This is a genomic window from Streptomyces sp. JJ36, from assembly GCF_021696945.1.
Lineage (GTDB): Bacteria > Actinomycetota > Actinomycetes > Streptomycetales > Streptomycetaceae > Streptomyces.
Window position 1 is genome coordinate 41,087 of sequence record NZ_JACYHE010000026.1, and the last position, 26,373, is coordinate 67,459.

Annotated in this window: 19 protein-coding genes and 3 pseudogenes; 14 read left to right on the plus strand and 8 right to left on the minus strand. The window is 72.9% G+C overall.

The genetic code is table 11. The features are described from left to right. Positions 1-40: 40 nt before the first annotated feature. From narI to HOY81_RS12990, 4 genes are read right to left on the minus strand one after another with little or no spacing between them, the layout of a single operon-like run. On the minus strand, positions 41-832 hold the full coding sequence (narI, locus tag HOY81_RS12975; RefSeq protein WP_237320475.1) for a respiratory nitrate reductase subunit gamma: 792 nt from the start codon (positions 830-832) through the stop codon (positions 41-43). Continuing rightward, positions 829-1,632: a nitrate reductase molybdenum cofactor assembly chaperone gene (gene narJ, locus HOY81_RS12980; RefSeq protein WP_237320476.1), complete on the minus strand. Its 804-nt coding sequence runs from the start codon at positions 1,630-1,632 to the stop codon at positions 829-831. The genes narI and narJ overlap by 4 nt, the downstream gene beginning before the upstream one ends. After that, positions 1,629-3,173, minus strand: coding sequence for a nitrate reductase subunit beta (gene narH / locus HOY81_RS12985; protein WP_237320477.1), 1,545 nt, complete (start codon positions 3,171-3,173; stop codon positions 1,629-1,631). The genes narJ and narH overlap by 4 nt, the downstream gene beginning before the upstream one ends. A gap of 1 nt (position 3,174) precedes the next feature. Beyond that, positions 3,175-6,873, minus strand: coding sequence for a nitrate reductase subunit alpha (locus HOY81_RS12990; RefSeq protein ID WP_237320478.1), 3,699 nt, complete (start codon positions 6,871-6,873; stop codon positions 3,175-3,177). 367 nt (positions 6,874-7,240) lie between these two features. On the opposite strand from HOY81_RS12990, the gene HOY81_RS12995 reads away from it, so the two are divergent. Continuing rightward, positions 7,241-8,521, plus strand: a complete 1,281-nt coding sequence (locus tag HOY81_RS12995; RefSeq protein ID WP_237320495.1) for an MFS transporter — start codon at positions 7,241-7,243, stop codon at positions 8,519-8,521. Between the two features lie 151 nt (positions 8,522-8,672). Here the strand turns inward: HOY81_RS12995 and HOY81_RS13000 are convergent, their stop codons facing one another. After that, positions 8,673-10,004 carry an aspartate aminotransferase family protein gene (locus tag HOY81_RS13000; RefSeq protein ID WP_237320479.1) on the minus strand — a complete coding sequence of 444 codons (1,332 nt, stop codon included), beginning with the start codon at positions 10,002-10,004 and terminating at the stop codon, positions 8,673-8,675. Positions 10,005-10,092: 88 nt separating this feature from the next. Between HOY81_RS13000 and HOY81_RS13005 the strand changes: the two genes are divergently transcribed. Continuing rightward, positions 10,093-11,046, plus strand: a complete 954-nt coding sequence (locus HOY81_RS13005; RefSeq protein ID WP_308340997.1) for a LysR family transcriptional regulator — start codon at positions 10,093-10,095, stop codon at positions 11,044-11,046. A gap of 249 nt (positions 11,047-11,295) precedes the next feature. Here HOY81_RS13005 and HOY81_RS13010 read toward each other — a convergent pair whose 3' ends face one another. Next, positions 11,296-12,030 (minus strand): IclR family transcriptional regulator, encoded by a 735-nt coding sequence (locus HOY81_RS13010; protein WP_237320480.1) that lies wholly within the window; start codon positions 12,028-12,030, stop codon positions 11,296-11,298. Positions 12,031-12,166: 136 nt separating this feature from the next. Here HOY81_RS13010 and HOY81_RS13015 point away from each other — a divergent pair, with 136 nt between their 5' ends. Genes HOY81_RS13015 through HOY81_RS13045 form a run of 7 tightly spaced genes read left to right on the plus strand, consistent with a single transcriptional unit; the run spans position 12,167 to position 20,188 of the window. Continuing rightward, positions 12,167-13,099 carry a 5-dehydro-4-deoxyglucarate dehydratase gene (locus HOY81_RS13015; RefSeq protein ID WP_237320481.1) on the plus strand — a complete coding sequence of 311 codons (933 nt, stop codon included), beginning with the start codon at positions 12,167-12,169 and terminating at the stop codon, positions 13,097-13,099. Continuing rightward, entirely contained in the window at positions 13,096-14,661 is a 1,566-nt protein-coding gene (locus HOY81_RS13020; protein WP_237320482.1) for an aldehyde dehydrogenase family protein, read from the plus strand. The genes HOY81_RS13015 and HOY81_RS13020 overlap by 4 nt, the downstream gene beginning before the upstream one ends. Beyond that, positions 14,658-16,223: an ABC transporter substrate-binding protein gene (locus HOY81_RS13025; RefSeq protein WP_237320483.1), complete on the plus strand. Its 1,566-nt coding sequence runs from the start codon at positions 14,658-14,660 to the stop codon at positions 16,221-16,223. The genes HOY81_RS13020 and HOY81_RS13025 overlap by 4 nt, the downstream gene beginning before the upstream one ends. Positions 16,224-16,229: 6 nt before the next feature. Further along, complete coding sequence (locus tag HOY81_RS13030) at positions 16,230-17,156, plus strand: ABC transporter permease (protein ID WP_237320484.1); 927 nt, start codon at positions 16,230-16,232, stop codon at positions 17,154-17,156. Beyond that, positions 17,153-18,127, plus strand: coding sequence for an ABC transporter permease (locus HOY81_RS13035; RefSeq protein ID WP_237320485.1), 975 nt, complete (start codon positions 17,153-17,155; stop codon positions 18,125-18,127). Before HOY81_RS13030 ends, HOY81_RS13035 begins: the two co-directional genes overlap by 4 nt. After that, a complete protein-coding gene (locus HOY81_RS13040) occupies positions 18,124-19,152 on the plus strand; it encodes an ABC transporter ATP-binding protein (protein WP_237320486.1) in 1,029 nt (342 codons plus the stop codon). The genes HOY81_RS13035 and HOY81_RS13040 overlap by 4 nt, the downstream gene beginning before the upstream one ends. Further along, positions 19,145-20,188 carry an ABC transporter ATP-binding protein gene (locus tag HOY81_RS13045; protein ID WP_237320487.1) on the plus strand — a complete coding sequence of 348 codons (1,044 nt, stop codon included), beginning with the start codon at positions 19,145-19,147 and terminating at the stop codon, positions 20,186-20,188. Before HOY81_RS13040 ends, HOY81_RS13045 begins: the two co-directional genes overlap by 8 nt. A 501-nt stretch (positions 20,189-20,689) precedes the next feature. Here the strand turns inward: HOY81_RS13045 and HOY81_RS13050 are convergent. Continuing rightward, a complete protein-coding gene (locus HOY81_RS13050; protein ID WP_237320488.1) occupies positions 20,690-21,187 on the minus strand; it encodes a hypothetical protein in 498 nt (165 codons plus the stop codon). Positions 21,188-22,035: 848 nt separating this feature from the next. On the opposite strand from HOY81_RS13050, the gene HOY81_RS13055 reads away from it, so the two are divergent. Beyond that, positions 22,036-22,554, plus strand: a complete 519-nt coding sequence (locus HOY81_RS13055) for a LysR substrate-binding domain-containing protein (protein ID WP_237320489.1) — start codon at positions 22,036-22,038, stop codon at positions 22,552-22,554. Between the two features lie 640 nt (positions 22,555-23,194). Here the strand turns inward: HOY81_RS13055 and HOY81_RS13060 are convergent. Further along, a pseudogene (locus tag HOY81_RS13060) lies at positions 23,195-23,583 on the minus strand (VOC family protein). 372 nt (positions 23,584-23,955) lie between these two features. Between HOY81_RS13060 and HOY81_RS13065 the strand changes: the two are divergent. The 4 genes and pseudogenes from HOY81_RS13065 to HOY81_RS27570 all read left to right on the plus strand — a co-directional run. After that, on the plus strand, positions 23,956-24,573 hold the full coding sequence (locus HOY81_RS13065; RefSeq protein WP_237320490.1) for a TetR/AcrR family transcriptional regulator: 618 nt from the start codon (positions 23,956-23,958) through the stop codon (positions 24,571-24,573). A 52-nt stretch (positions 24,574-24,625) separates the two neighbouring features. Continuing rightward, on the plus strand, positions 24,626-25,276 hold the full coding sequence (locus HOY81_RS13070; protein WP_237320491.1) for an NAD(P)H-binding protein: 651 nt from the start codon (positions 24,626-24,628) through the stop codon (positions 25,274-25,276). Between the two features lie 157 nt (positions 25,277-25,433). Continuing rightward, a pseudogene (locus tag HOY81_RS13075) lies at positions 25,434-25,544 on the plus strand (IS630 family transposase); the annotation flags it as partial. Between the two features lie 539 nt (positions 25,545-26,083). Then, a pseudogene (locus HOY81_RS27570) lies at positions 26,084-26,373 on the plus strand (DNA polymerase III); the annotation flags it as partial.

The following is a 26,373-nucleotide window of genomic DNA, read 5'->3' on the forward strand; positions in this document are numbered from 1 at the left end:
GCGCGCCACCACGTCCCCGCGCACGGCGTCACCGGTCCGCTCACCGGCTTCCTGACGCGTGACGGCGCCCCTGCGGCGCGGCCGTGGCCCTGCCGGCCGCCGGGACCGGGACCGGTGTGTCCGCCCGCCGCCGGTAGACCACGTACGGGCGGACCAGGTAGCCGACCGGCGCGCTCCACACGTGCACCAGCCGGGTGAACGGCCAGGCCGCGAACAGCAGGCAGGCCGTCAGGGCGTGGGCCTGGAACAGCAGCGGCGCTCCCGCGACCGCTTCCGGCTGCGGCTGGAGCGTGAACAGGCCGCGGAACCACACGGAGACGGTGGAGCGGTAGTCGTAGCCCGGCCCGAAGACGTTGTGCGCGGCCGTGGCGGCGATGCCCAGCAGGACGGTGGCGGAGAGCAGCGGGAAGAGGAGCTTGTCGCTGCGGTCGGTGCCGAGCCGGACCCGGCGGGTCAGCAGCCGGCGGGCGCAGAGCATGCCGAGGCCGGCGACCATGGCCGTCCCGGCGACCGATCCCGCCCACACGGCGGTCGTGTGGTAGGCGTGCTCGTCGATGCCGGCCGCACCGGTCCAGGAGGCGGGCACCGCGAGGCCCACGACGTGCCCGGCGATCACCATGAAGGCGCCGAGGTGGAAGAGCGGGCTGCCCCAGCGCAGCCACCGGTGTTCCAGGAGCTGGCTGGTACGTGAGGTCCAGCCGAACTGGTCGTGACGGTAGCGCCAGACGTGCCCGGTGGCGAAGACGGCGAGGCAGACGTAGGGGACGGCCACCCACACCAGGAGGTCGAAGCCGTCGGCGGAGCCGGCGAGCGGGGCGTCGGCGGTGCTCATCGGGCGCCCTCCCGGGACGCTGGGGGTGGCATGAGGGTGGGCGGGGCCTGCGCGGGCGGGACGAAGGCGCCCGGCGGCGCGAACTCGCCTGCCCCGTACGGATCGAGACCGACCTCCTCGTCCGGCGGTCCCTGGGCGGCCAGTTCGGCCACCGCCCGCAGGTCGGCCTCGGTCGGCGGCGGCAGCAAGGCGATCAGCGCGGCCAGGACGTGCCGGTAGGGCGAGCCCGCGTCGGCCAGGGCCCGGTGGATCAGCTCGATGCCGCGCCGGTGCCGGCGCAACGGGGCCTCGCCCAGGCCGGGCCCGGTCAGTGCGGCGAACTCCAGGACGACCGGGAGGTGGTCGGGAAGTTCCCCGCCGTCGGCGTCCCACCCGGCGGCCCGGTATCGCTGGGCGAGGGCCAGCAGTGCCATGCCGCGGCGGCGGGTGTCGCCGTGCAGATAGTAGGTGAGGTAGAGGCTGCTCCGGCGGCGCAGGTCGAACATCTCGACGTAGTGCCGCTCCAGCGCCTCCGTCTCCTGACCGGAGAACCAGTCGGTGAACCCGGTCAGGTGCCCGGCTGCGGGCGAGGGCGGCAGCGCCTCGGCGGTACGGACGATCACCGGCCGGGCGGCGGCGAGCTCCGGGTCCGGGTACTGCAGCAGCAGCGACAACAGCCGCAGCAGCAGCGCCCGTTGCTCCGTCTCCGCGGGCGTGAGCGGCGAGTGCCGGCCGGGGCGGGACGCCCGGTCCGGGCGGCGCAGAGCGGCCCGGACCCGGGTGCGGACCGTTCGGGGCACGGTGGGGGGCAGGGGGGTCACAGCGGGCCTCCGGCGGACGTGTCGGGCGTACGGCGGCGTAGCGTGGGGAGGCCGAGCAGGACGCGGCGGCCGCCGGAGGGCTGCGGGTCGCCGGTGGACTCGACGGGACAGCGGTTCTCCATCGCGGTCAGCGCGACGGCGTCCTCCCTGTGCGCGGCGGGGACGACATAGCGGTCGTCGTACTTGGCGACGGCGAGCAGGCGGTGCAGGTCCTCGGCCTCGCGCGCGGTGAGCCCGGCCGCCTCGAGCGCGGCCTCGTCACCGTCCTCACCCAGCGTGCGTGCGCGCATGTACGAGCGCAGCGCGGTGAGCTTCATCAGCACCCCGCCGGCAACCGCGGTGTCCCCGGCGGTGAAGAGCTCCGCGAGGTATTCCAGCGGGATGCGCAGCCGGGTGACGGCCGCGAAGACGTGATCGGGGTCGTCCTGATCGCCGCCCGCCGCGTCGACGGCGTCCAGGACGGGCGACAGCGGCGGTACGTACCAGACCATCGGCAGCGTGCGGTACTCCGGGTGCAGCGGCAGCGCCACCCTGTACCGCATGACCAGGTCGTACACGGGGGAGCGGCGGGCCGCGTCGAGCCAGTCCTCGGGGATTCCCGACTCCCGGGCGGCGGCGAGCACCTCGGGGTCGTGCGGGTCGAGGAAGACGCCGCGCTGGGCGTCCAGGAGATCCTGCTCGTCCGGGGTCGCCGCCGCCTCCCCGACCCGGTCGGCGTCGTAGAGCAGCAGGCCCAGGTAGCGCAGGCGGCCGACGCAGGTCTCGGAGCAGACGGTGGGCTGCCCCGCCTCGATGCGCGGGAAGCAGAAGGTGCACTTCTCGGCCTTGCCGGTGGCGTGGTTGACGTACACCTTCTTGTACGGGCAGGCCGTGACGCACATGCGCCAGCCGCGGCAGCGGTCCTGGTCGACGAGGACGATCCCGTCCTCGACCCGCTTGTACATCGCGCCGGACGGGCAGGCCGACACGCAGGCCGGGTTGAGGCAGTGCTCGCACAGCCGGGGGAGATGGAAGAGGAACGTCTGCTCGAACTCGAACCTGACCTTCTCGGCCCACGCACCTGTCAGGTTGGGGTCGGCGCCGGCGTGCTCGGGGGCGCCGCCGAGCCCGTCCTCCCAGTTGGCTCCCCAGGTGAGGGCGGTGGGCTTGCCGGTGAGGAGGGAACGGGGCCGGGCGACGGGCATGTCGGGTCCGGCAGGGGCGCTCACGAGGTTGTCGTAGTCGTAGGTGACCGGCTCGTAGTAGTCCTCGAGGGAGGGCAGGTCGGGGTTGGCGAACAGCGACAGCAGCCGCTTGAGCCGCCCGCCGGAGCGCAGGACCAGACGCCCGCGCCTGTCCAGCATCCAGCCGCCCTTCCAGCGTCGCTGGTCCTCGTAGCGGCGGGGAAAGCCGACGCCGGGCTTGGTCTCGACGTTGTTGAACCAGGCGTACTCGACGCCGGTGCGGTTGGTCCATGTCTGTTTGCAGGTGACCGAGCAGGTGTGGCAGCCGATGCACTTGTCGAGGTTCATCACCATCGCGGTCTGGGCCATGACGCGCATGTCAGTACTCCACGTGCTGGTCGCGGCGGCGGATGACGGTGACCTCGTCACGCTGGTTGCCGGTCGGCCCGTAGTAGTTGAAGGCGTAGGTGAACTGGGCGTACCCGCCGGCGAGGTGGGTGGGCTTGAGCAGGAGCCGGGTCAGGGAGTTGTGGATGCCGCCACGCCTGCCGCTGACCTCGGTCTTCGGTACGTTCACCGTGCGGTCCTGGGCGTGGTACATGTACACGGTGCCTGCTGGCATGCGGTGGCTGACCACGGCGCGCGCGGCGACGACGCCGTTGCGGTTGTACGCCTCGACCCATTCGTTGTCCCGGACGCCGATCCTTTCCGCGTCCGCGGTGGACATCCAGATCACCGGGCCGCCGCGGGACAGGTCGAGCATGTACCTGTTGTCCTGGTAGTTGGAGTGGATGGACCACTTCGAGTGCGGGGTCAGGTAGCGGACGGTGACCTCCGCCCGGCCGTCCTCGTGCAGCCGCTCGTCGCCGAAGTGCCGGGGCGTGTTCAGCGGCGGCCGGTAGACCGGGAGATGCTCGCCGAGTTCGGCGATCCAGTCGTGCTGGAGGAAGAAGTGCTGGCGCCCGGTGAGGGTGTGCCAGGGCTTGAGGTGCTCGGTGTTGATGACGAAGGGGGAGTAGCGCCGGCCCCCGGCCTCGCTGCCCGACCACTCGTACGAGGTGATGACGGAGCGCGGCTGGGTACGTGTGTCGGCGAAGGTGATCCGCTCCGCCTCGCGCTCGGCGGCGAGCTCCACCAGCCCCTCGCTGCCGGTCCGCCGCTCCAGTTCCCGGAAGCCCTCGGTGGCCAGGCGCCCGTTGGTGGTGCCGGAGAGCGCGAGGACGGCCTCGCACATGTCGGATGCGGTGGCCAGCGAGGGCCGCCCGGCGGCCACCCCGTCGCGGACGGTGCCGCACCGCCGCCGCAACTCGTCCATCTCCCGGTCCGGGTGCACGGTCACACCCTTCGTGGTGGTGCCCAGTGTGTCGAGCAGCGGGCCGACGGCCCGCATCTTCTCCGCGGTCGCCGCGTAGTCGCGCTCGACGGTGACGAGCCTCGGCATGGTCCGCCCGGGGACCGGCTCGCAGCCGCCGGTCTTCCAGTCCCGTACCACCCCGCCCGGCTGGGCCAACTCGTCCGGCGTGTCGTGGAGCAGCGGCACCGCGAGGACGTCGGTACGGGTGCCGAGGTGCCCGGCGGCGAGTTCGCTGAACCGGTCGGCCAGCGTCAGGAAGGCGTCGTAGTCGGTGCGGGCCTGCCAGGGCGGGGCGATGGCGGGGGTGAAGGCGTGCACGAAGGGGTGCATGTCCGTGCTGGACAGGTCGTCCTTCTCGTACCAGGTGGCGGCCGGGAGCACGACGTCGGAGAGCAGGCCGGTGGAGGTCATCCGGAAGTCCATGGTGACCAGCAGGTCGAGCTTGCCCTCGGGGGCCTCCTCCCGCCAGACCACCTCCTCGGGCCGGTCCTCCGGCGGGGTCTCCCCGGAGCGGACGGTCGCGTCCGTGCCCAGCAGGTGGCGCAGGAAGTACTCGTTCCCCTTGCCGGAGGAGCCCAGCAGGTTGGCCCGCCACACGGTCAGGACCCGCGGGAAGTTGGCCGGGTCGTCCGGGTCCTCGGCGGCGAACCGCAGCCGCCCCGACTTCAGCTCGTCCACGATGTGCTCGGCGACCGGGCGTCCCGCTGCCGCGGCCTCGTCCGCCAGGTCGAGCGGGTTGCGGTTGAAGCCGGGGTGTCCCGGGGTCCAGCCCAGCCGCACGGCCTGGGCCAGGCAGTCGGCGAACCCCTTGCCGCGGAACCGCCCGTCCCCGAGCGGTGAGGCCAGTTCACCGGGACCGAGCGCCTCGTAGCGCCACTGGCCGGAGTTTAGGTACCAGTACGAGGTCCCCGCCATGTGCCGGGTGGGCCGCTGCCAGTCGAACGCGAAGGCCAGGTGCTGCAACCCGGTGACCGGGCGGATCTTCTCCTGGCCCACGTAGTGCGCCCAGCCGCCGCCGTTCACGCCCTGGCAGCCGGTCATGGTCGTCAGCGCCAGGAAGGCCCGGTAGATGGTGTCCGAGTGGTACCAGTGGTTGGTGCCCGCCCCGAGAGCGATCATCGAACGGCCCTGGGTCCGCTCGGCGTTCCGGGCGAACTCCCGGGCGATCCGGGCCGCCTGCCCGGCGGGGACGGAGGTGAGGGTCTCCTGCCAGGCCGGCGTGTACGGCTGGCCCGCGTCGTCGTACGAGGCCGGCCAGGTCCCCGGCAGGCCGGGACGTGCGACCCCGTACTGGGCCAGCATCAGGTCGAAGACCGTCGTGACCAGGCGCCCGCCGACCCGCCGCACGGGCACTCCGCGCACCATGACCGAGCCGCCCTCCGTGCTGCCCTCGTCGAACCGCGGCAGCGCCACGGCCGCGTGCTCCTCCGCGCGCCCGTACAGGCTCAGCTCCGGCACGACGCCGCCCAGGTCGAGGTTCCAGCGGCCCCGCCCCGCCTCACCCCAGCGAAAGCCGAGGGAGCCGTTCGGCACGAGCGGTTCGCCGGTGGCCGAGTCCAGGAGAACGGTCTTGGACCCGGCGTGCTCCGTGGCGTGCCCGAGGTCGGCGGCGGTCAGGAACCCGTCCGGGACCAGGCCCTGAGCGTGCTCGCGCAGCGTCACCAGGAACGGGGCGTCGGTGAAGGTGCGCAGGTACTGCCGGAAATACGGCACCTCACGGTCCACCAGGAACTCGCGCAGGATCACGTGCCCCATGGCCATCGCCAGCGCCCCGTCCGTGCCCGGGTGCGGGGCCAGCCACTCGTCGGCGTGCTTCACGTTGTCGGCGTAGTCGGGGCTGACCGCGACGACCTTGGTGCCGTTGTAGCGGGTCTCGGTGAGGAAGTGCGCGTCCGGGGTGCGCGTCACAGGGATGTTGGAGCCCCACATCACCAGGTAGCCGGCGTTCCACCAGTCGGCGGCCTCCGGCACGTCGGTCTGGTCGCCGAAGACCTGCGGAGAGGCGATCGGCAGGTCGGCGTACCAGTCGTAGAAGGACAGCAGGGTGCCGCCGATCAGGGACAGGAACCGCGCCCCGGCGGCGAAGGACGCCATCGACATCGCCGGGATCGGGGAGAAGCCCGCGACCCGGTCGGGGCCGTACGCCTTGACGGTGTGCACATGGGCGGCGGCCACCAGCTCGCTCACCTCGTCCCATCCCGCACGCACCAGGCCGCCCTTGCCGCGCGCCCGCTTGTAGGCGCGCGTCTTGGCCGGATCACCGGTGATCTCCGCCCAGGCCGCCACCGGGTCGCCCAGCCGTCCCCGGGCCTCCCGCCACAGCTTCAGCAGCGCACCCCGCACGTACGGGTAACGCACCCGGCTGGGCGAGTACGTGTACCAGGAGAACGACGCCCCCCGGGGGCAGCCGCGCGGCTCGTACTCGGGGCAGTCCGTGCCGATGGACGGATAGTCCGTGGCCTGGTGTTCCCACGTGATGATGCCGTCCTTGACGTACACCATCCACGAGCACGAGCCGGTGCAGTTCACCCCGTGTGTCGAACGCACCACCCTGTCGTGCGCCCACCGGTCCCGGTAGAAGCCCTCCCATCGCGCGTCGCCGGTGCCGAACACGGCACGACCGTCGGCCGACACCTCACGGCGGGTCAGCAGTCTTCGGGCGGCCAGCGGCCATTTCCCGCCGGCGGGCGGCACCTGGCGCCCTGCGCTGCGCTCAATCTCCATGGCCGGAAACGCTACGCAGCGCCCCGCCCGGTGGACCGGGGCCCGGCGGCCCTCACCGGGTCACCATTCGGCCCCCTTCCCGCCGCCGCAGCCGGGACCAACGGCCCTGCCGGTGTCGCCGCGCCGGAGGCTGACGCTGCGTCCGGCGGCGAAACGGCTCGCTCTGCGGACCGCGAGGGGACGCGTGCCCTGGCGTCCGCATCCGGGACCGTCTGCCCGCCGGCCGGGACCCCCGGCCCCATGCAGCCGGCACGCACCGGCACGCACCGTGGTGGCGCAACGCCCGTCCGCAGCACGGGACGTGCGCTGCGGGGGTGCGATGCCGGTGCGGCGTCGCATGGCCACGACGAAGAAGGGGACGGAGCACATGGTCCAGCAGTCGAGGTCGAAGAGCGGCGGTTCCCCACCGGGCGTGCCGGTGCCCGGCCGGGCGTGGCTGGTGCTGGCCCTGGCCACGGTCGGCTTCGCCGTGAACTTCTGGGCGTGGGCGCTGCTCAGCCCGCTCGGCCCCCGGTTCCGGGACGGTCTCGGCCTGTCGTCGTTCGAGCAGTCGCTGCTGGTGGCGGTCCCCGTCGTGGTCGGGTCCCTGGGGCGCGTCCCGGTCGGTGCGCTGACCGACCGCTTCGGCGGGCGGGTGATGTTCCCGGTGGTGTCGGCGGCGACCGTCGTGCCGGTGCTCTCCCTCGGCCTGGCCGGGCACTCCTCCCTCGGGGCCCTGCTGGCCGGAGGCTTCTTCCTCGGCATCGGCGGCACCGCCTTCGCCGTCGGTGTGCCGCTCGTCAGCGCCTGGTTCCCGCCCGGACGGCGTGGTCTGGCCGTCGGCGTCTTCGGCGCCGGCATGGGCGGCACCGCCCTGAGCGCCCTGACCACGGTGCAGCTCGTCGACGCCTCCGGCATGGCCGCACCGTTCCTGATGACCGCGGCGGCGCTGGTCGTCTACGCCGTCGTTGCCGCGCTGCTGCTGCGCGACGCCCCGGGGCGCACCGTGCCGGCCGGGCCGCTGGTGCGCCGCCTGGCGGACACCGCCCGGCTGCCGGTCACCTGGCAGGCGTCCGCGCTCTACGCGGTGGCGTTCGGCGGCTACGTGGCCTTCTCCGTCTACCTGCCCACCTACCTCAGGACCGGCTACGGCCTCGACCTGGCTGACGCCGCGAACCGCATGGCCGGGTTCGTGATACTGGCGGTGCTGATGCGCCCGGTGGGCGGCTGGCTGTCGGACCGGCTCGGCCCGGTGCGGGCGCTGGCGGGTTCGCTGGCCCTGGTCGTCGCCGGGGCGGTCGTACAGTCGTTCACCCCGCCCCTGGACCTGGTGGGTACCGCGGCCTTCCTGGCCATGGCCGCGGCCCTCGGCGCGGGCAGCGGTGCGGTCTTCGCGCTGGTGGCCCTGGTGGCCCCGGCCGACAAGGTCGGCTCGGTCACCGGCGTGGTCGGCGCCGCCGGCGGGCTGGGCGGCTTCCTGCCGCCGTTGGTGATGGGCCTGTTGTACGGGACGTACGGCAGCTACGCAGCCGGCTTGGCTCTGCTGGCGATCGCGGCCGCCGGTGCACTGGCCTACAGCCTCACCGGTGTCCGCGCGTCGGTCGAGGAGCATACGCGCCGGCACCTCATCCGCCGCCGGCGGCCGTGCACCGCGGACACCGCCGCGTAGGGACACCGGCGCCGGCCCGGCGGCGCGTGCCGGTCAGCGCGAGGACGGACACCGGCCGCGTCCGGCGGCCGGTGCCGCGCAAGCTGCCCTCACCTCTCGTGACGCGCACCAGCACGTACGCAGGGTCCGGGCCGCGGCTTGCACACCGCCGTCACCGGCCCGCGGCATGGGCGTCGCCGACGGCCTGGTCGAGTATCTCCAGCCCGAGTTCGACTTCCGTACGGCTCGCGGTCAGCGGTGGCGCCATGCGGAGGGTTCCGCCCATGCCGGGAAGCTGGACGATGTTCACGTGCAGACCCAGTTCGAGGCAGCGCCGGGTGACCCTGGCCCCCAGGGCGTCGCCTGCTGCGGGGGTGTCGCCGCCGGTGGCGAACTCGACCCCGGCGAGCAGGCCGCGGCCGCGGACGTCACCGACGACCGCATGGCGTTGCGCGATGTGCGTCAGGCCCTCGCGGAGGTAGCCGCCCAGTGACCGTGCGTGTTCGTCCAGTCTGCCGGCGCTGAGGACGTCGATGACGGTGTTGCCGACCTCGGCCACCAGCGGGTCTGCGACATGCGTGGTGAAGAACAGGAAGCCGCGCTCGTACGCCTCTTGTTCGATGGCGGCGCTGGTGACGACGGCGGCCAGCGGCAGTCCGGCTCCCAGCGTCTTGGACAGGGTGAGGATGTCGGGGACGATGCCGTCCCGTTCGAAGGCGTACCAGGTGCCGGTGCGGCACAGCCCGGTCTGGGCCTCGTCGAGGATCAGCAGCATGCCGCGCTCCCGGCACTTCTCCTGCAGCGCGGCGAAGTAGCCGAGGGGCGGCTCGATGATCCCGCCGGAGCTGAGGATCGGCTCGACCAGGCAAGCGGCCAGGCTGCCCGTGGACTGGGCGTCGACGAGATCGAAGGCGAGGTCCAGCTGGCGGCGCCAGTCCAGAGAGCCGTCGGGGTGGGTGACGTCGGGCCGGTACGGGTCGGGGACGGGGATGGCGAAGTTGCCCGGTGCCCCCGGGCCGTAGCCCTTGCGCCCCGCGCTGTAGGTGGCGGAGGCGGCGGCCTGGGTCATGCCGTGCCAGGACCTCGCGAACGAGACGATCTCGTGTCCGCCGGTGACGAGCTTCGCCATCCGGACGGCGGCTTCGTTCGACTCCGCGCCCGTGGTCAGCAGCAGTACCTTCTCCAGCGGGTCGGGGAGGCTCCCGGCCAGCCGCTCGGCCAGGCCGACGACGGGCCGGCTGAGCATGCCGCTGTAGAGGTGGTCGAGGCCGGCGATCTGGCGCTGGACGGTCTCGACGATCCGCGGGTGGCAATGGCCCAGGATCGCGCTCATCTGGCCGGAGGTGAAATCGAGGATCCTGCGCCCGTCCGCCGTGTGGACGAAGCTGCCGCTCGCGCTCTCGATGATCTCGGGCGTGAACGCGGCGCCGTAGCGGACCAGGTACCGCTCGGCGCTCGTCCAGAACGGATCGGCAGGCCGGTGGGTGGTCGTCGGGTCAGCCATGGTCGCGACCGTAGGGTCCGCGCGTCCGGCACGTCCATCTCAGAATTCCGGCTTCCCTGTTCGGTGAATCCGTACAAGAATCGGTCCCGTGATGAACCCGTGGCGGCTCAGACTGCTGGGCCTGCTGGATACGCTGGGGACCGTCCGCGCCGTGGCCCAGGCCGCTCATCTGAGCCCCTCCAGCGTGTCCCAGCAGCTCGCCGTCCTCGAAGCCGAGACGGGCACCCAGCTGCTCGAGCGGGCCGGGCGACGGGTGAGACTCACCTCCGCAGGACTGATTCTCGCCCAGCGGGCGCGCTCCCTTCTCGACCAGATGGACAGTGTCGAGACGGAGCTCCGCGGCTTGGGTGCCGAGCCCGCCGGCCTCGTGCGCCTGGGGGCGTTCCAGAGCGCGATCCACACGCTCGCCGTCCCGGCCGTGACCCGGCTGGCTGCGGGCTACCCCCATCTGGACGTCGAGATCCAGGAGCTGGAGCCGCATGCCAGCCTGCCCGCCCTGCGGGTCGGCGACGCCGACATCGTCATCACCACCACCGACTTCGACGAACTGCCCCTGGGAGACGACCTCGATCTCGTGCCGCTGGCCGCCGACCCCGTCCTGCTCGTCCTCCCGCCCGGGCATCCGGCAGGCCGTGGCCCGGTGAAACTGGCCGCGTTCGCCCGTGAGGCGTGGTCCTTCGACATACCTCAGTCGTACATGGCCGGTCTCGGGCTCCGGCTGTGCCGGCAGGCCGGGTTCGAGCCCCGGGTGGTCTGCCGGTTCAGCAACTACATGATGGCGCTGCAGCACGTCGAGGCCGGGCTCTCGGTCACTCTGCTGCCCGCTCTGGCGACCGGGAACAGCCGCTACCAGGTGTCCACCAGAGAGCTGGCCACCCCGGTCACGCGCACCATCACGGCGGCGATCCGCCGCAGCACGCCGGCCCGTGCCGCCGTCCGCGTCGTCCTTGACGCCCTGCGGCAGAGGGCCCGGCCCCTCGTCGAGCCGGCGGCCACCGACGCCGGGGAGGTGTGGGGTACGCCTCGGCCGAGTACGGACTGACGGGCCTTCCCGCCGTCCCGGGGTGCCGTCGCGCGCGCACCAGCCGTGCCGCGGGGTCCGGCCCCCCATCCGCCGACGGCACGTGGCGAGCTCGCTGCGCACGTGTTCCCGCTGCGCCGTGACGGCGGTGTGACGCAGCCCCGCAGGCGCTGCCGCTGCCGGCCGGACGCCCCGGCTCGGGGTCTGCACGGGTCACACACGGTACGGCAGTCCCTGGTGCCCGGTCGGGTGTGGAGACCGTGGTGGGGGTCATGCTTGTTCGATGTGCTTCTGTGCCCGTAGCAGGGCGGCCAGCACCTCCGGTTCGCGTTCGGCGGTGAGCCTGACCGTCGGCACTGAGCAGCTCAAGGCCTCGGCCACCGTGCCGCCGAAGCGCAGGGGCACCGCGAAGCACCGGGTGCCGAGCGTGGACTCCTGCTCGTCCAGGGCGTGCCCCCGCGCGGCCACCGCCGTCAGCTCGGCCTGGAAGGCCTCCCGGTCGGTGAGGGTGTGCGGGGTGCGGGGTGCGAGCTCCTCCGGCAACAGGGCGTCCACCTCCGGCCAGGGGCGGGTGGCGAGGATGGCCTTGCCCAGCCCGGTGGCCCAGGACGGCAGCCGCCGGCCGGGCCGGGAGACGATCGTCAGGGTGTGCTGACGGGACATGCAGGTGGCCAGGTAGACGATCTCGTGGCCGTCCAGGCGGGCGAGGTGGACGGTCTCTCCCACCTCCTCGGACAGCTCGTCCATCACCGGCTGCGCCCGCTGGACCACGTCGTCCAGCTCGACGTACGCAGCTCCGGCCCGCAGTGCCTTGATGCCGACGCGGAAGCCGCCGTCGCCGGCCTCCACCCAGCCGGTCCGCACCAGCGTCATCAGCAGCGCGTACGCGCTGGCCCGCGGAAGTCCCAGGTCGGCTGTGACATCCCGCAGCGTACGCGGGCGCTGCGCGTCGCTCAGATACTCCAGCAGCGCGGTGGTCCGCTCGGCGGACTTGACATTCCGCACCCCGCCGCCCTCCGGCGCCGACTGACTTCCGGCCACAGATTCCTCCCGTACGGACTCTTGACGCGGCGCCTCGGGGGCGCCTGTACTTCCGTCTACAAGAATAGATGCCGTCTTCGGTTGTAGACAAGAGGTCGCAATGCCCATTCCCCGCTCCCAACTCGCCGAGCACCTCGACGGGTTGCTCGGATTCCCGGTCACCCCGTTCACGGCCGACGGTGAACTCGACCTCGCCCGCTTCGAGAGCCACCTCACCGACATGCTCGAGGCGAAGCCCAGCGCGCTGTTCGTGGCCTGCGGTACCGGCGAGTTCGCCTCCCTCACGCTGGACGAGCACCGGCGGCTGGTGCGGGCCGCCGTCGCGCACGTCGACGGCACGGTGCCGGTGCTGGCCGGCGTCGGCGGCGGCACCCACATGGCGCTGGAGTTCACCGCCTCCGCCGACGGGGCCGGCGCCGACGGCGTCCTCGTCCTGCCGCCGTATCTGCAGGTCGGCCCGCAGGCCGGGCTGGTGGAGCACTACCGCCGGATCGCCGCCGCCACCGGGCTGGGAGTCGTCCCCTACCAGCGGGCCACCGCGATCTTCACACCGGAGGCCGTCCGGGAGCTGGCCGAAGTGCCCCAGATCATCGCGTTCAAGGACGGTCACGGGGACGTCGAACTGCTCCAGCGCATCCGTGCCGCCACCGAAGGGAAGCTCCCGCTGCTCAACGGCATGCCGACCGCCGAGACCGCGGCCGGAGCCTACGCGGGCATCGGGGTCCGTGCCTACTCCTCGGCCACCCTCGCCTTCGCACCGGCCGTGGCCCGCGCCTTCCACGACGCCTTCACCCGTGGCGACGAACAGACCCAGAACCTGCTGCTCCGGGAGTTCTACGTACCGCTGGCCCGGCTGCGGCACACCACCCACGGGTACGCCGTGGCCCTGGTGAAGGCGGGGCTGGACCTCCAGGGCCGCTCAGCCGGTCCCGTACGGCCGCCGCTGACGGACGCCTCTCCGGAGCACCGGGCGGAGCTGGCGCGGATCATCGAACGCGGCCGTGCCGCGGTGGCCTCCGCGGAGGCGGCATGACGGCCGCCCGGGGCACCGGCTTCCTGGCCGGGCGGCCGCACCGCGGCGGCGGAGCCCCGTTCCGGGCGGTCGCCCCCGCGACCGGTGCGGAGACCGGTCCGGAGTTCACCGGCTGCACCGCCGAGGAGGTCGCGGCGGCCGCCGCACTGGCCGCACAGGCGCACGAGGAGAACCGCTCCCTCCCGCCGCGCTGGCAGGCGGGTCTGCTGCGGGGTGTCGCCCACCGGCTGGCCGAGGTCCGCGAGGACCTGCTGCGCGTCGCCCACGAGGAGACCGGTATCGCCCCCGACCGGCTGGCGGGCGAGTTCGCCCGGACCTGCGGACAGCTCACCGGCTTCGCAGAGGTGGTGGAGGCCGGCACCTTCGGGGAGCCGGTCCACGACCCGGCGGATCCTGCCGCCACCCCGCCCCGGCCGGACCTGAAGCGGATCCTGGTGCCGGTCGGCCCGGTGGCCGTCTTCGGGGCCTCGAACTTCCCGCTCGCCTTCAGCGTGGCGGGTGGGGACACCGCCTCCGCGTTCGCCGCCGGCTGCCCGGTCCTGGTACGGGCGCACCCGAGCCATCCGGCCACCAGCGAGATCGCCGGGTCCGCGGTGGCCGCGGCGGTCACCGACTGCCGCGCTCACCCCGGCACCTTCGCGCTGCTGCACGGCGCCGGCCACGACACCGGTTCGGCGCTGGTGACGGCGCCGCAGGTGCGGGCGGTCGGGTTCACCGGATCGCACGCGGGCGGTACCGCGCTCACCGCGCTCGCGGCCAGGCGGCCGCGGCCGGTCCCGGTCTACGCCGAGATGGGCAGCATCAATCCGCTGTTCGTCACCACGGCCGCCGCGGAGTGCCGGATGGACGACGTGGTGAGCGGCTTCGTCAGCTCGCTGACGACCGGCGCGGGCCAGCTCTGCACCAAGCCCGGCCTGGTCTTCACCACCGCCGGCCGGGAGTTCGCCCGCCGCGCGGCCCGCCTGCTGGACGAGACGGAGCCCGGCACACTGCTGAACGCCGCCACCCGGGACGCCTTCGAGGCCGCCGCACGCGTCCCCGGCGTACAGACCGTGACCGCGCGGCGGGAGCCGAACGGCCCGGGCTTCCGGGCCGCCCCCGTCCTGCTCCTCGCCCGCCTGGACGACCTGCGGCGGCAGCCCGCTCTGCTGGAGGAGCACTTCGGACCGTTCGCCGTGGTCGTGGAGGTCGACACGGACGACGACCTGGTCGACGCGGCACGGCTGGTTCCGGGCTCGCTCACCGCCACGCTGCACTGCGAACCGGAGGAGCACCCACGTCTCGGTCCGCTGACGGCACGCCTCGCGGAGACCGCCGGCCGGGTCGTGCACAACGGCTACCCCACCGGCGTCGCCGTCAGCCGGGCGCAGACCCACACCGGTCCCTATCCCGCCTCCAGCCACAGCGGCCACACCTCGGTCGGCTGGACCGCCGTACGCCGCTTCCAGCGACCCGTGACCTTCCAGGACATGCCCCCCGCACTGCTGCCTCCGCTGCTCGTCCCCCCGCCCCGTACAGCTCCCACCCCCGTGCCCGCACCCGCTCCCGAGGAGTCCTCATGACCGAGAACCGTGGCAAGCCGCGAACACCCGCCCGCCGGCTGCCCAGAACCGCCGCCGTCCTCGCCGCCGGGACCGTGCTGGCCACCAGCGCCTGCTCCGTGGGCACGGCGGACGACCAGGCGGGCGGCGACGCCGTACGCATCGTGCTCCCCGAGGAACCGCCCACGCTCGAGCCCTGCGACGCCTCCCTCACCGCCACCGGACGTGTCACCCGGTCCAACATCACGGAACCGCTCACCGAACGCGTCCCGAAGACCGGTGAGCTGGAGCCGAAGCTGGCCACGGGCTGGGAGCAGACGGCACCGACCACCTGGACCTTCGACCTGCGCAAGAACGTGACGTTCCACGACGGTTCCGCGTTCACCGCCGAGGACGCCGCGTTCTCCGTCGAACGCACCGTCAACTCCGACATCGGCTGCAACGTGGACGGCTACGTCTTCGGCGACAGCGATCTGAAGGCGACCGCCGTCGACTCCTCCACGCTGAAGGTCACGACCGCGAAGCCGGACCCGATCCTCCCGCTGCGGCTCTCCTTCGTCGAGGTCGTGCCCGACAGCACGGCCGCCGACAGTAAGGTGCGCGAGCCGGTGGGCACCGGGCCGTACCGCATCGACAGCTGGGACAAGGGCGTCCGCCTCCGGCTGGCCCGCAATGACGACTACTGGGGCGAGAAGCCCGACTACGCCGCGGCGACGTATCTGTGGCGCGCCGAAGGCAGCATCCGGGCCGCGATGGTCGCCAGCGGAGAGGCGGACATCGCGGTCGGACTCGCCCCGACCGACGGCGCCGGGGAGTTCGCCGTCGAGTACCCCAACAACGAGACCTCCTACCTGCGCATCGACGCCACCAAGGCACCGCTGGACGACGTCCGCGTACGCAAGGCGATCAACTACGCGATGGACAAGAAGGGCCTCGTCTCCTCCGTCTTCCGCGGACTCGGCGAACCGGCCGGCCAGGTCGTCCCCTCCGGGGTCATCGGCCACGCCCCGGACATCGAACCCTGGCCGTACGACATGGCCGAGGCCAAGAAGCTGATCGCCGAGGCGAAGGCCGACGGAGTCCCGGTGGACACGACGATCACTCTCGTCGGCCGCAACGGCATCTACCCGAACGCCGCCGAAGCCATGGAGGTCGCGCAGAACGCGCTGAACGAGGCGGGCCTGAAGGTGAAGATCAAGATGCTGGACGTCAACGCCTGGCTGGAGTACCTGCTGCGGCCCTTCCCCGAGGACATCGGCCCCACCCTGCTCCAGTGCCAGCACGGCAACCAGGCCGGTGACGCGGCCTTCACCATGGGCCAGATCTACGGCAGCGAGGGCGCCCAGAGCAGCTACGGCACCCCCGAGCTGGACCGCATGATCGACGAAGCCGAGCGGGCCACCGGCGAGGACCGGCAGCGGCTGTTCGCCGAGGCGCTCGCGCACCAGAAGGACGAGGTGGTCCGGGACGCCGTGCTGGCCCACATGACCGGCATCATGGCCCGGTCGCCCAAGGTCGCGTACGAGCCGAACTCGGCCACCAACGACGAGATGCATCTGGCAGAGATGCATCCGGCGGGCTGATCCGGCATGGTCAGGCTACTGCGCAGGCGCATCACCTCCAGCGCCCTTCCGCTGCTCGTGGTGATCCTCGGGGTGTTCTTCCTCGCGCGGCTCACCGGCGACCCCGCGAACCTGTACCTGCCGCTCAGCGCGACCGACGAGATGCGGGAGGCGTTCGCCGCCCGCCACGGTTTCGACCAGCCGGTCCTGGTGCAGTTCGGCGACTACCTGGTGCAGTTGGCGCACCTGGACTTCGGCGAGTCGCTGCGCACCACCCAGCCGGCGGCCGAGGCCGTCCTCCAGGCCTTCCCGGCGACACTGCAACTCGCGGGCGTGACCATGGTGCTGGCGGTGGCGGGAGCCGTCGTCGTCGGCAGCCTGGCCGCCTACCGGCCCAACTCGCCTGCCGACCGGATCGCCGGCTTCCTCTCCTCCACCGCGGCCAGCATGCCGGACTTCTGGTTCGCCATCATGGGCGTCCTGGTGTTCGCGGTCACCCTCGGCTGGCTGCCCACCTCGGGTTCGCTCGGACCGGCCGCCTGGGTACTGCCGGTGGCCACCCTGCTGATCCGTCCGTTCGGTGTGCTGGTGCAGGTGGTGCGGGCGGCGATGGTCTCCGCCCTGTCGGCGCCCTACGTGAAGGTGGCGCGCAGCAAGGGAGCCGGGGAGGCGCGTGTGGTGTTCGCGCACGCGCTGCGCAACGCCGCGGCCCCCGCCCTCACGGTGGCGGGCGACCTCAGCATCGGCCTGGTCAACGGTGCCGTGGTGGTGGAGACGATCTTCGGCTGGCCCGGCATCGGGAAACTGATGATCGACTCCATCCTCCAGCGGGACTTCGCCCTGCTCCAGGCCGCGGTCCTGCTCACCGCGGTGACCATCTTCCTCCTCAACATCCTGATCGACATCGGCTACGCACTGCTCGACGCACGCGTGCGGCAGGGGGCTACGGCATGACGACGACCGAAACCGGCGCGAAGGAGCGGCGGCGCGGCGGCCGCTCCCTGCTCCGGCTGCTGCTCGCGGACCGGTTCGCGACCGCGGCGGCCGTGGTGCTCGCCCTGGTGGCGGGGTGTGCGCTGGTCGGCGCTCCGCTGCTCGGCGACCTGGCCACCGAGCAGCATGTCCGGGACACCAACCGGCCACCGTTCAGCCTGGCGCACGGCTGGGCGTTCGTGCTGGGCAGCGACTCGCTGGGGCGCAGTGTCGCGGCACGACTGGTCGTCGCCGCAGGCACCACGCTGTCCGTGGCCGTACCGGCCGTGCTGCTGTCCCTGCTCGCCGGCTCCGTCTGGGGCATGTGGGCCGGCTACCACCGCGGGTGGCGGGAGAACGTCTCCATGCGGACCGCGGACGTGATCCTCAGCTTCCCCTCCCTGCTGCTGGCCGTGGTGGTGCTGTACGTCTTCAGCCCGAGCGCGGCGAACATCGTCCTGGTGCTGGCGATCGCCCGGATCCCCGTCTACCTGCGCACCGCCCGGGCCGAGTCGGCCGAACTGCGCAGCCGGCTGTTCGTGGACGCGGCCCGCACCTTCGGCACCCCGGACCGGACGATCATCCGGCGGCACGTGGCCCCGATCGTCTTGCCGACGCTGGGCACGGTCGCCGCCGTCGACTTCTGCTTCGTGATGCTGACGGAGTCCTCGCTCAGCTTCCTCGGCATCGGCATCCAGCCGCCGGACGTGTCCTGGGGGCTGATGGTGGCGCAGGGCCGGCAGGAACTGCAGACGGCCTGGTGGACGGCGGTCCTCCCGGGCCTCGCCATCATGATCACCACCGTCTCGGCGACCGTGCTGGCCGGCTGGGCGCGCCTCGCGACCGATCCGGCACAGCGGTGGCGGCTGACCCTGCCACGCGGCCGGGCCGGCAGGGCGGCCGGCCCGGCCGGGAAGCCCGTGCAGGAGCAGACCGGAAAGGAAACGGCATGACGCAGGCGGAAGCGACCCGGGCCGGGACGGCGGCCGGGGAGCCGGGCGGCACCCCGGCGCTGCAGGTGGAGGAGCTGTCCGTCGGCCTCCGTACACCGTCCGGCCGGTTCCCGGTGGTACGGAAGGTGACCTTCCGGGTGGCGGCGGGGCGTACCCTCGCGCTGCTGGGCGAATCCGGCTGCGGCAAGAGCATGACCGCCCAGGCCGTCGCCGGCCTGCTGGACCCGGTGGCGGAGGTGACCGGCGGGCGGGTGGACCTGGAGGGCCGGGACGTGCTGCGGCTGGGCCGCGCGGAGCGGCGCCGCCTGGCCGGCCCGGGGCTCGCCATGGTGTTCCAGGACGCGCTCACGGCGCTGAACCCGGTGTTCACCGTGGGCTGGCAACTCGCCGAACCGTTCCGCATCCACCGGGGACTGTCCCGGCGGGAGGCGCGCGAGCGGGCGGTGGCGCTGATGGAACGGGTGGGCATCCCGGACGCCCGGTCCCGGCTCGGGTCCTACCCGCACCAGTTCTCCGGCGGCATGCGGCAGCGGCTGCTGATCGCGATGGCGGTCGCACTGGAACCCACGGTGCTGCTGGCCGACGAACCGACGACGGCGCTGGACGTCACCGTGCAGGCACAGATCATGGAGCTGCTGGCGGAACTGCGCACGGAGCACCGGATGGCACTGGTGCTGATCACCCACGACCTCGGGGTGGTCGCCGACCATGCGGACGAGGTCGCCGTGATGTACGCGGGCACGGTGGTCGAGGCAGGGCCCACCGCGGAGGTGTTCGCCCGCCCGCGACACCCGTACACCCGCGGACTGCTGGACTCGGTGCCCGCCGACGGGCCACGCGGCGGCCCGCTGTCCTCCATCGAGGGCAGCCCGCCCGAACTGGCCCGGCTGCCGTCGGGATGCGCGTTCCGCACCCGCTGCCCGCTGGCGACCGAACGGTGCGCCGCCGAGTCCCCGCACCTCGTCGAGGCGGGTCCGGGGCGCAGGGTCGCCTGTCACCACGCGAAGGAGCCGAGCGATGACTGAGGCCGTCACCACCGCAGAGGAGCCGTTGCTGGAGGCGCGCGGCCTGACCAGGACGTTCCGGGTGCCGCGGGGCGCCTCCGGCAGCACCCGGCTGCGGGCACTGGACGGTGTGGACCTGCGTCTGCAGCGGGGACGGACGCTCGGCCTGGTGGGCGAGTCGGGATGCGGGAAGTCCACGCTGGCCCGGGTGCTGCTGATGCTGGAGCGGCCCGACGCCGGATCGGTGCGCTTCTGCGGGACCGACCCGTTCGCGCTGCGCGGCAAGCGGCTGCTGGCGTGGCGGCGGCGCGTGCAGATGGTCTTCCAGGATCCGTTCGCCGCACTGAACCCGCGGCTCAGCGCGGCGGAGATCGTCGCGGAGCCCTGGCGCACGCACCGCGACCTGGTGCCGCCCGGACGGCGGGCGGCCCGGGCCCGGGAACTGCTGGAGATGGTGGGGCTGCGTGCGGGCGACGCCCGCAAGTATCCGCAGGAGTTCTCCGGCGGGCAGCGGCAGCGCATCGGCATCGCGCGGGCCCTGGCCCTGGAACCCGACCTGATCGTGTGCGACGAGCCGGTGTCGGCCCTGGACCTGTCGGTGCAGGCGCAGGTGCTCAACCTGCTCACCGACCTGCAGGGAGAACTCGGCGTCTCCTACCTGTTCATCTCGCACGACCTGTCCGTGGTGCGGCATGTCGCGGACGAGGTGGCCGTGATGTACCTGGGACGGATCGCGGAGTACGGCCCCACCGAACAGGTCTACGGCGCACCGCGGCATCCCTACACGGCGGCGCTGCTGTCCGCGGCGCCGTCACCGTTGCGGGCCGGTGCGGGGCGGCGGGAGCGCATCGTGCTGGCTGGCGAGATCCCCTCACCACTGGATCCGCCGTCCGGCTGCCGGTTCCGCACCCGGTGCCCCCGGGCGGAGGAGACCTGCGCGAGCGCGGCGCCGGAGCTCTCCGCAGCCACGGACGGCGGTCCGGGACAGAGCGTGGCCTGCCACTTTCCGCTGCGAGCGGCGGCGCAGGCCGTCGCCGCGACGGACGTCCGCGGCTGACCCTGCGGCGGTCCGCGCCACCGGACGACACGCCGGCTTCGTCGGTCCTTGCGCTCCCCGCCTGTGGCCCGCACCCGGGCCCCGGCGGAGAGCGAGGATGGCGCGTCCACCACGTCCCCCCCCCGGCGGCTGCCGACTGCCGGCCGATCGGCAACCGTGGACGCCACGGCCGCGAACCGTGCGTCCGGGGGGCGATGCAGCACGTCAGAGGTCCGGCCGCACCGGTCCGGCCGCGCCCGGCCCGAGGCAATGACGGGCAGCTCGCGGGGGAGGCCCGGCTGCGACGACTCGTCGCGGCGCCGCTGCCGGGCAGGGCGGTCAGCCGGGGCAGCAGGCCCCCGAAGGCGTCGCCGACGGCGAAGCGGCTCGCCACCGCTGCCATCGGCTGCCCCTGTGCGCGTCAGGGCTGGCGGAGGCGCTGCTGAGGGCGGCCACGGCCGGCGGCTCCGCGGGCCCGGGCCGGTCCCGGGCCCGCGGGGTGGCGCCCCTCGGGCGGCTGGCTCAACCCGCCAGAAGGTAACTGGTGCCCCAGCCCTGCGGGTTGCAGTCACCGCGGTAGCGGCGGTCGGTGTCGGTGTAGGTGAAGCCGGGCGGGATGGTGCACGCCCAGATGCCGGTGCGGGGTTCGGCGAGCAGGTAGGCCGTCCCGTACCCCTGCGGGTTGCAGTCGCCGCGGTAGCGGCGGTCGGTGTCGGTGTAGGTGAAGCCCGACGGGACCGTGCACGCCCAGATGCCGTCGGCCGGGTCGACCACGTAGTAGCTGGTGCCCCAGCCGTCCGGGTTGCAGTCGCCGAGGAAGCGCCGGTCGGTATCGCTGTAGGTCTTCCCGGCAGGCACGGTGCAGGCCCAGAAGCCGGCGGCCGCCGCCCCCTGGCCCGGTGCGGACGCGGAAGAGGGTGCGGGTGCGGCACCGGCGGGCGCGGCACCCAGGGCACCGAGCGCGAGCGCCGCCGCTCCTGCCGCCGCGGTGAGGGCCGTACGGATCTTCGCGTGCTTCATGTGACGGTCTCCCTGGTCAGGGTCTTCCCTCAGACGCCCGGCGGTCGTGGTCCGCTCCCCAGCGCGGACACCGGGCTCCGGGAGGGATCATGCTCACACCACGTACCTCCGCCGGGCAACGGGAGCCCCTGCCCGGACAGCACACTCCGGTCATCTTCCGGTGCATTCCGCGAAGGAACCACGGCCCCTATGTGATGAACACGTGAAGCCCGGACATGCGGCGGGACCGGCGCACCTCCGCAGCCGACCGGGGCCCGCGCGGTGCGCCGCTGCCGGTCGGGCTCCGCACAACTGACCGGAAACCGCGCACGGGACCGCGGGCCTGTTGACCGGCGGCGAGGGGACCGGCAACCCCGGACCGGCGCGCCTCCGGCACCGGCCGTACCGGCCTCGGCCGGCGGTACCCGCCGGCGGCCCCGGGCGCGGCACCGGGTGGTGCGGCGCGGCACCGGCGTGCAGCTGTCACGCTGAAGGGCTCCGTGCGTGCGGCGCCCGCCCGTCACCACGCGCATCGAGACCACGCATGCGAGTACGCGCCCACCGGGTCGCCGACGAGCTGCCACGGCCAGCGCGCGACCTGCCCTTTCAGCGTGGCGAAGACGTCAGCTGCCTCGGCTCTCCGCTCGGCCGCGAAGAGGGCGTAGGCAAGGATGTTCAGATCCGCCAGGGCCGCCGCGTGCTTCAGGAACCCGCCGGCCTGCGCGCTGGGCGGACGGGCAGTGTGTCGGTGCGTTACTTCGTCACGGCGGGCTCCTTACTGGTGGCTTCCGTACTGGCCCGGTTCGGGGCGGAGCATCCCGGGGTGGGCATCGAGTTCGAGTTCACGGATCCGGGATCCTTTGCGGGAAGTGGCACGTGGCCGGGCCGATCCGGCCGTGGTCGTCCGGGAGCCTGACCGTGTCCGCGAGGTCTTCCGGCTCGTCGGTCTCCTCGACGGCCCCTACGCCGCCGTACTGCCCTCCGGGCACCGGCTTGTGGGGGAGGAGGTCGTCGACCTGAAGGAGCTGCGCGGTGAGCAGTGGGTCGGCGGTGAGCCGCCCGGGCCTGCCTGGGCCTGCCTGGGCCGGGTGACCGGCGCTTGTGCGGCGGCCGGCTTCAGCACCGGCGTCGTGGTCCACAGTGAGGACTACGGCACCGCGCAGGGCTTCGTCGCGGCCGGTCTCGGTGTCGCTCTGATGCCGAGGTCGGGGCTGCGCGGCCGGTACCCCGGTGTCGTCCTACGCCCGGTCCGCGGCCCCGAACCGGTCCGGGTGATCTCCGCGGCCGTACGGGAGACCGCCCTTCAGCAGCCGGCCGCGCGCGGCCTGCTGGAGGCGCTGCGTGAGGCTGCTGCCGGCGTCCCGCTCAACGGTTCCGGGGCGGACTGACCGCGGCCCGGTGGCCCGGGCCTGAAGCAGGCCGCAGAAAGCACTCCACTCTGGCTTCGCGCTCCGCGCCGCCCTGCCGGGGCGGCCTCCGGGCCACGGGCAGCTCAGCGGCCGCGTCTTCGCAGCGAGGCCGGGTGGTTTGCGCCGCAAAGTTGTGGTCAGGACGGGGACCGGGGGGGCGACACGGGCATGTACGGCCCCCTTCACCGACGAGGGGGCCACGATGCGTCGCGCCGTCGGCCGACCGTGCACGCCGACCGCCGTCTCTCTCCTGCCCCTGACTGCTGCGCCGGCCGGCCACGCGGCCGGCGGCGAGTTCGCCTACCACGCTGCACGACGGAGCACAGGAGATGCTCTACGAGCCGTACGACTGGGACCTGCTGCTCCGTGGCGAGCGGCCACATCCGGGGGCTGCGTCTGCGCCGCGGTCAGCAACACCCACGTCCGTGCCGTGCTCCACCCGTTCACCGGACACAAGGACTGCGGTCGGGCGGCGGGCATCCTCCAACCCCGGCGGGCGCAGCGGCGTCCAGTCCACCGGTGTGGGGTGCGTGCCCTTCTGGCGAAGACCGGGGCCGCTCCGGGCACACGAGCTCTGCCGCGGGCACCCCGCGGCCCCAACGAGCACCCCGGGGCAGTGTCACCGCGCCGGGAGCGGCTGGGTGAGGTTCACCGGGTTGCCGTCGGGGTCCTGGATGTGGGCGACGCGCTGTCCCCACGGCATGTCGTTGGGGCCGCTGCGACCGAGCCGCCCAGCGCCTCCACCCGGGCCAGCGTCTCGTCGACGTCGTCGACGCCGATGCTGAGCAGGATCCGCGACGCCTCTCGGTCCCCCGGGTCCGCCTTGGCCACCAGCCCGAGGTCCTTGGCCACCAGCCCGAGGTCGGTGTCGCCGATGCGCAAGCCGAGGTAGAAGACCGGGCCTTCCTCCGGTACCCGGAAGATCTTCTCAGCGCCGAACAATTTCGCATAGAAGCCGAGCAGAACGTCCTGGTCGGCAGTGAGGATCACTGGCTGGATGGTGGACATGGCACTCCTGTCGCGAACGGTCGTGTCACTGGGCAGACCGTCCGAGGACGGTGAACTCATCGGCAGCACCACCCGCCGGGCGGCCTCCACCACAGGTTCCCCGGTGAACCGGCACGAGCACCCGGGACGAGGTCACCTCACCGCGCTGACGGGGCCCTCACCGACCACGGCCCGGAAAGAACGGGCGCGCCGGTGCGGGCACCGCGAGCGCCGGGCCGGGCAGCCTGCCCGGACGCCGCCGCACCCGGCCGCGAAAAGCGAGAGGTCCTCGTCATCACGGCTGACGAGGACTTCTCGCGCACGATCGGGACGAGAAGCTACCATTGGTAGGCTACTATGAGTAGGAACAGCGGCGGAGGCGGAGCAACGGGAGTGACCCAGCACGACCCCCCGACAGTACGGCGGCGGAGTCCCCGGAGGCTGTCCAAGACCGAGCGACGGCGCCACCTGCTGGAGACCGCCCTCGCGATCGTGCGGGAGGAGGGAGCGGACCGCCTGACCCTCGGGCGTCTGGCTGCTCGCGCCGGGGTCTCAAAACCGGTCGCCTACGACCATTTCGGTACCCGGTCCGGTCTGCTGATCGACCTCTACAGATGGATCGACACCGAGCGGGTCACCATGTTCCGCGACGGGCTGAACGCCGGTCAGCGGACCTTCACGGAGGCGACGGGGATCCTCGCGGCGGCCTATGTCGCCTGCGCCGGCAACACGGGTGACGAGTTCTACGCCGTGGGCGCGGCTTTGGCGGGCAGCGCAGAGAAGGCGGAGGTCTACCAGGAACTGCTGGATCAGAACGTGCAGATGTTCGTATCCGTCCTGGAGCCGTACACCGAGCTCCCCCGTCCCGAACTGGAGCGCTGCTGCATCGGCTTGGTCGGAGCGGGAGAGGCGCTGTCGGCCGCTCTGCTACGCGGCAGGTTCACCGAGGAGGAAGCCGTCCAGACGTTCGCTTCGTTGATCAGAGGCAGCGTGCCCACGCCCCGTCGTTGACGTGTCAGCCCCACCGCACCACCCCTCTCCCTCAAGAGATCGGAGCTCGACCATGGACGTCTTCATCATCGGCATCAGCGGGGGAGTGGGAAGGCTTCTCGCCCGGAGCCTTCAGGCACGGGGAGACCGCGTCCACGGACTCGTCCGCCGCGAACAGTACAGAGCCGATCTCGCGTCGTGGGGCGCGCTCGCTCATGTCGGCGATCTCGCGAGCATGACGGCGCGGGAGCTGGCGACCGCCTTCGGCACCGCCGGCACCGTGGTCTACAGCGCCGGCTCCAACGGGGGCAGCAAAGAGGTCACCGACGCCATCGACCACCGCGGTGTCGTCAAAGCGATCGAGGCGGCCCGCCTTGCCGGTGCCCCGGGTCTCGCTCTGGTGTCGGTGCTCCCGGAAGCCGGACGCGGGCAGGGGATGAGCGAGGAGGAGGAGTACTACTTCGCGGTGAAGAAGAAAGCCGAGATGGCACTCACCCGAAGCGGTCTCGACTGGCTGATCCTGCGCCCGTCCATGCTGACCGACGGCCCGGGCACGGGGCGGGTGTCCCTGGGCCCGGCAGAGTCCCACGACGAGGTCAGCCGCGAGGATGTCGCCGCGACGCTCGCCGAGCTGCTCCACGAACCCCGTATCAGCCGTCAGATCCTCGAACTCAACACAGGCTCGACGCCCCTGGGAGAGGCCGTCCGGGCGAACACCCGCTGAACCGGTGTCCAGCCCAGTCGTGTGGCTCGGGCAGTCGGTCGGCGCAGGCCTTGCCGCGGAGGCGCGTCCGTCGCCGAGTGGGGAGGGCCGGTGGACGACCACGCGAGCCACACGACGCCCTCGGTCAAGCAGTGGCTGCTGGCGCGGCGTTCTCCGCCTGAACTTCACGCCGGCGAGCTCGTCCTGGCTGAACCTGGTGGAGCGGTGGTTCGCCGGACTCACGCAGAAGACGTTCAAGCGTGGAGTCCACCGCTCCGTCCCAGCCCTCGAACGCGACATCCGCGCCTGGACGGCCGGCTCCCCAAACCCTTCGCCCGGACCAAGAGCGCCGACGAGGTCCTCGACAAACTCGCGGCCTCCTGCCACCGGATCCCCGGCTCAGGCCACAGGCCGCATCCCGCGCATCCGCTCCTGCACAGCGCCCGGTGCCGGGTGGTGCCGGTCGTGGTGCATGGGTGCGGGCCGGCAGGTCCAGCGCGATCTGATGACGCTCAAGGGTGTGATCGAGTCGCCGGAGAAGTGGTCGCTGTCGTTCTGGGACGACGGCATCGCGGATTTCAGGTTGGTCGGGCTGGTCGCCCAGTAGGGCGTCTCCCAGGCCAGGGCGTACGACGTGCTGGTCGACGCGCGGGTCTTGGCCGGTGTCCTGCGCGGCTCGCTCGCCGCCGCCGGCGACCTCGGCCTCGTCCTGCCGCTGGTGGCCTGTCCGCCCAAGCAGGGTTCGGGGTACCCGCCCCGCGTCCCGAAGACGTCCTGTGCCTTCCGCAACCCCGGTACGCGCCCTCCGGGCGGCCGCTGGTGCGGGGGATGAAGAGTGCAATCACCGACGAGACTCGCCTGGCGCGGGAGGAACTGGTGGCCCGCTCGGTCGCCGCCGGCCTCAACGTGATGGCCTCCGTCAGCCGCCACACCAGCGCACTCGTCACCAGCGACCACGACGCCGGCACGGCCAAAGCCGTCGGCGCGCGCAGCCACGGCGTTCCCCTCCTCACCGAGGACGCCTTCCTCGCGCTCCTCGCCGACGTCCACCCCGGCACGGCCCACGCCACGCCCGCGGCTGCCACGACCGTACCGCCCCCGCGTCGCACCAGGCCGGT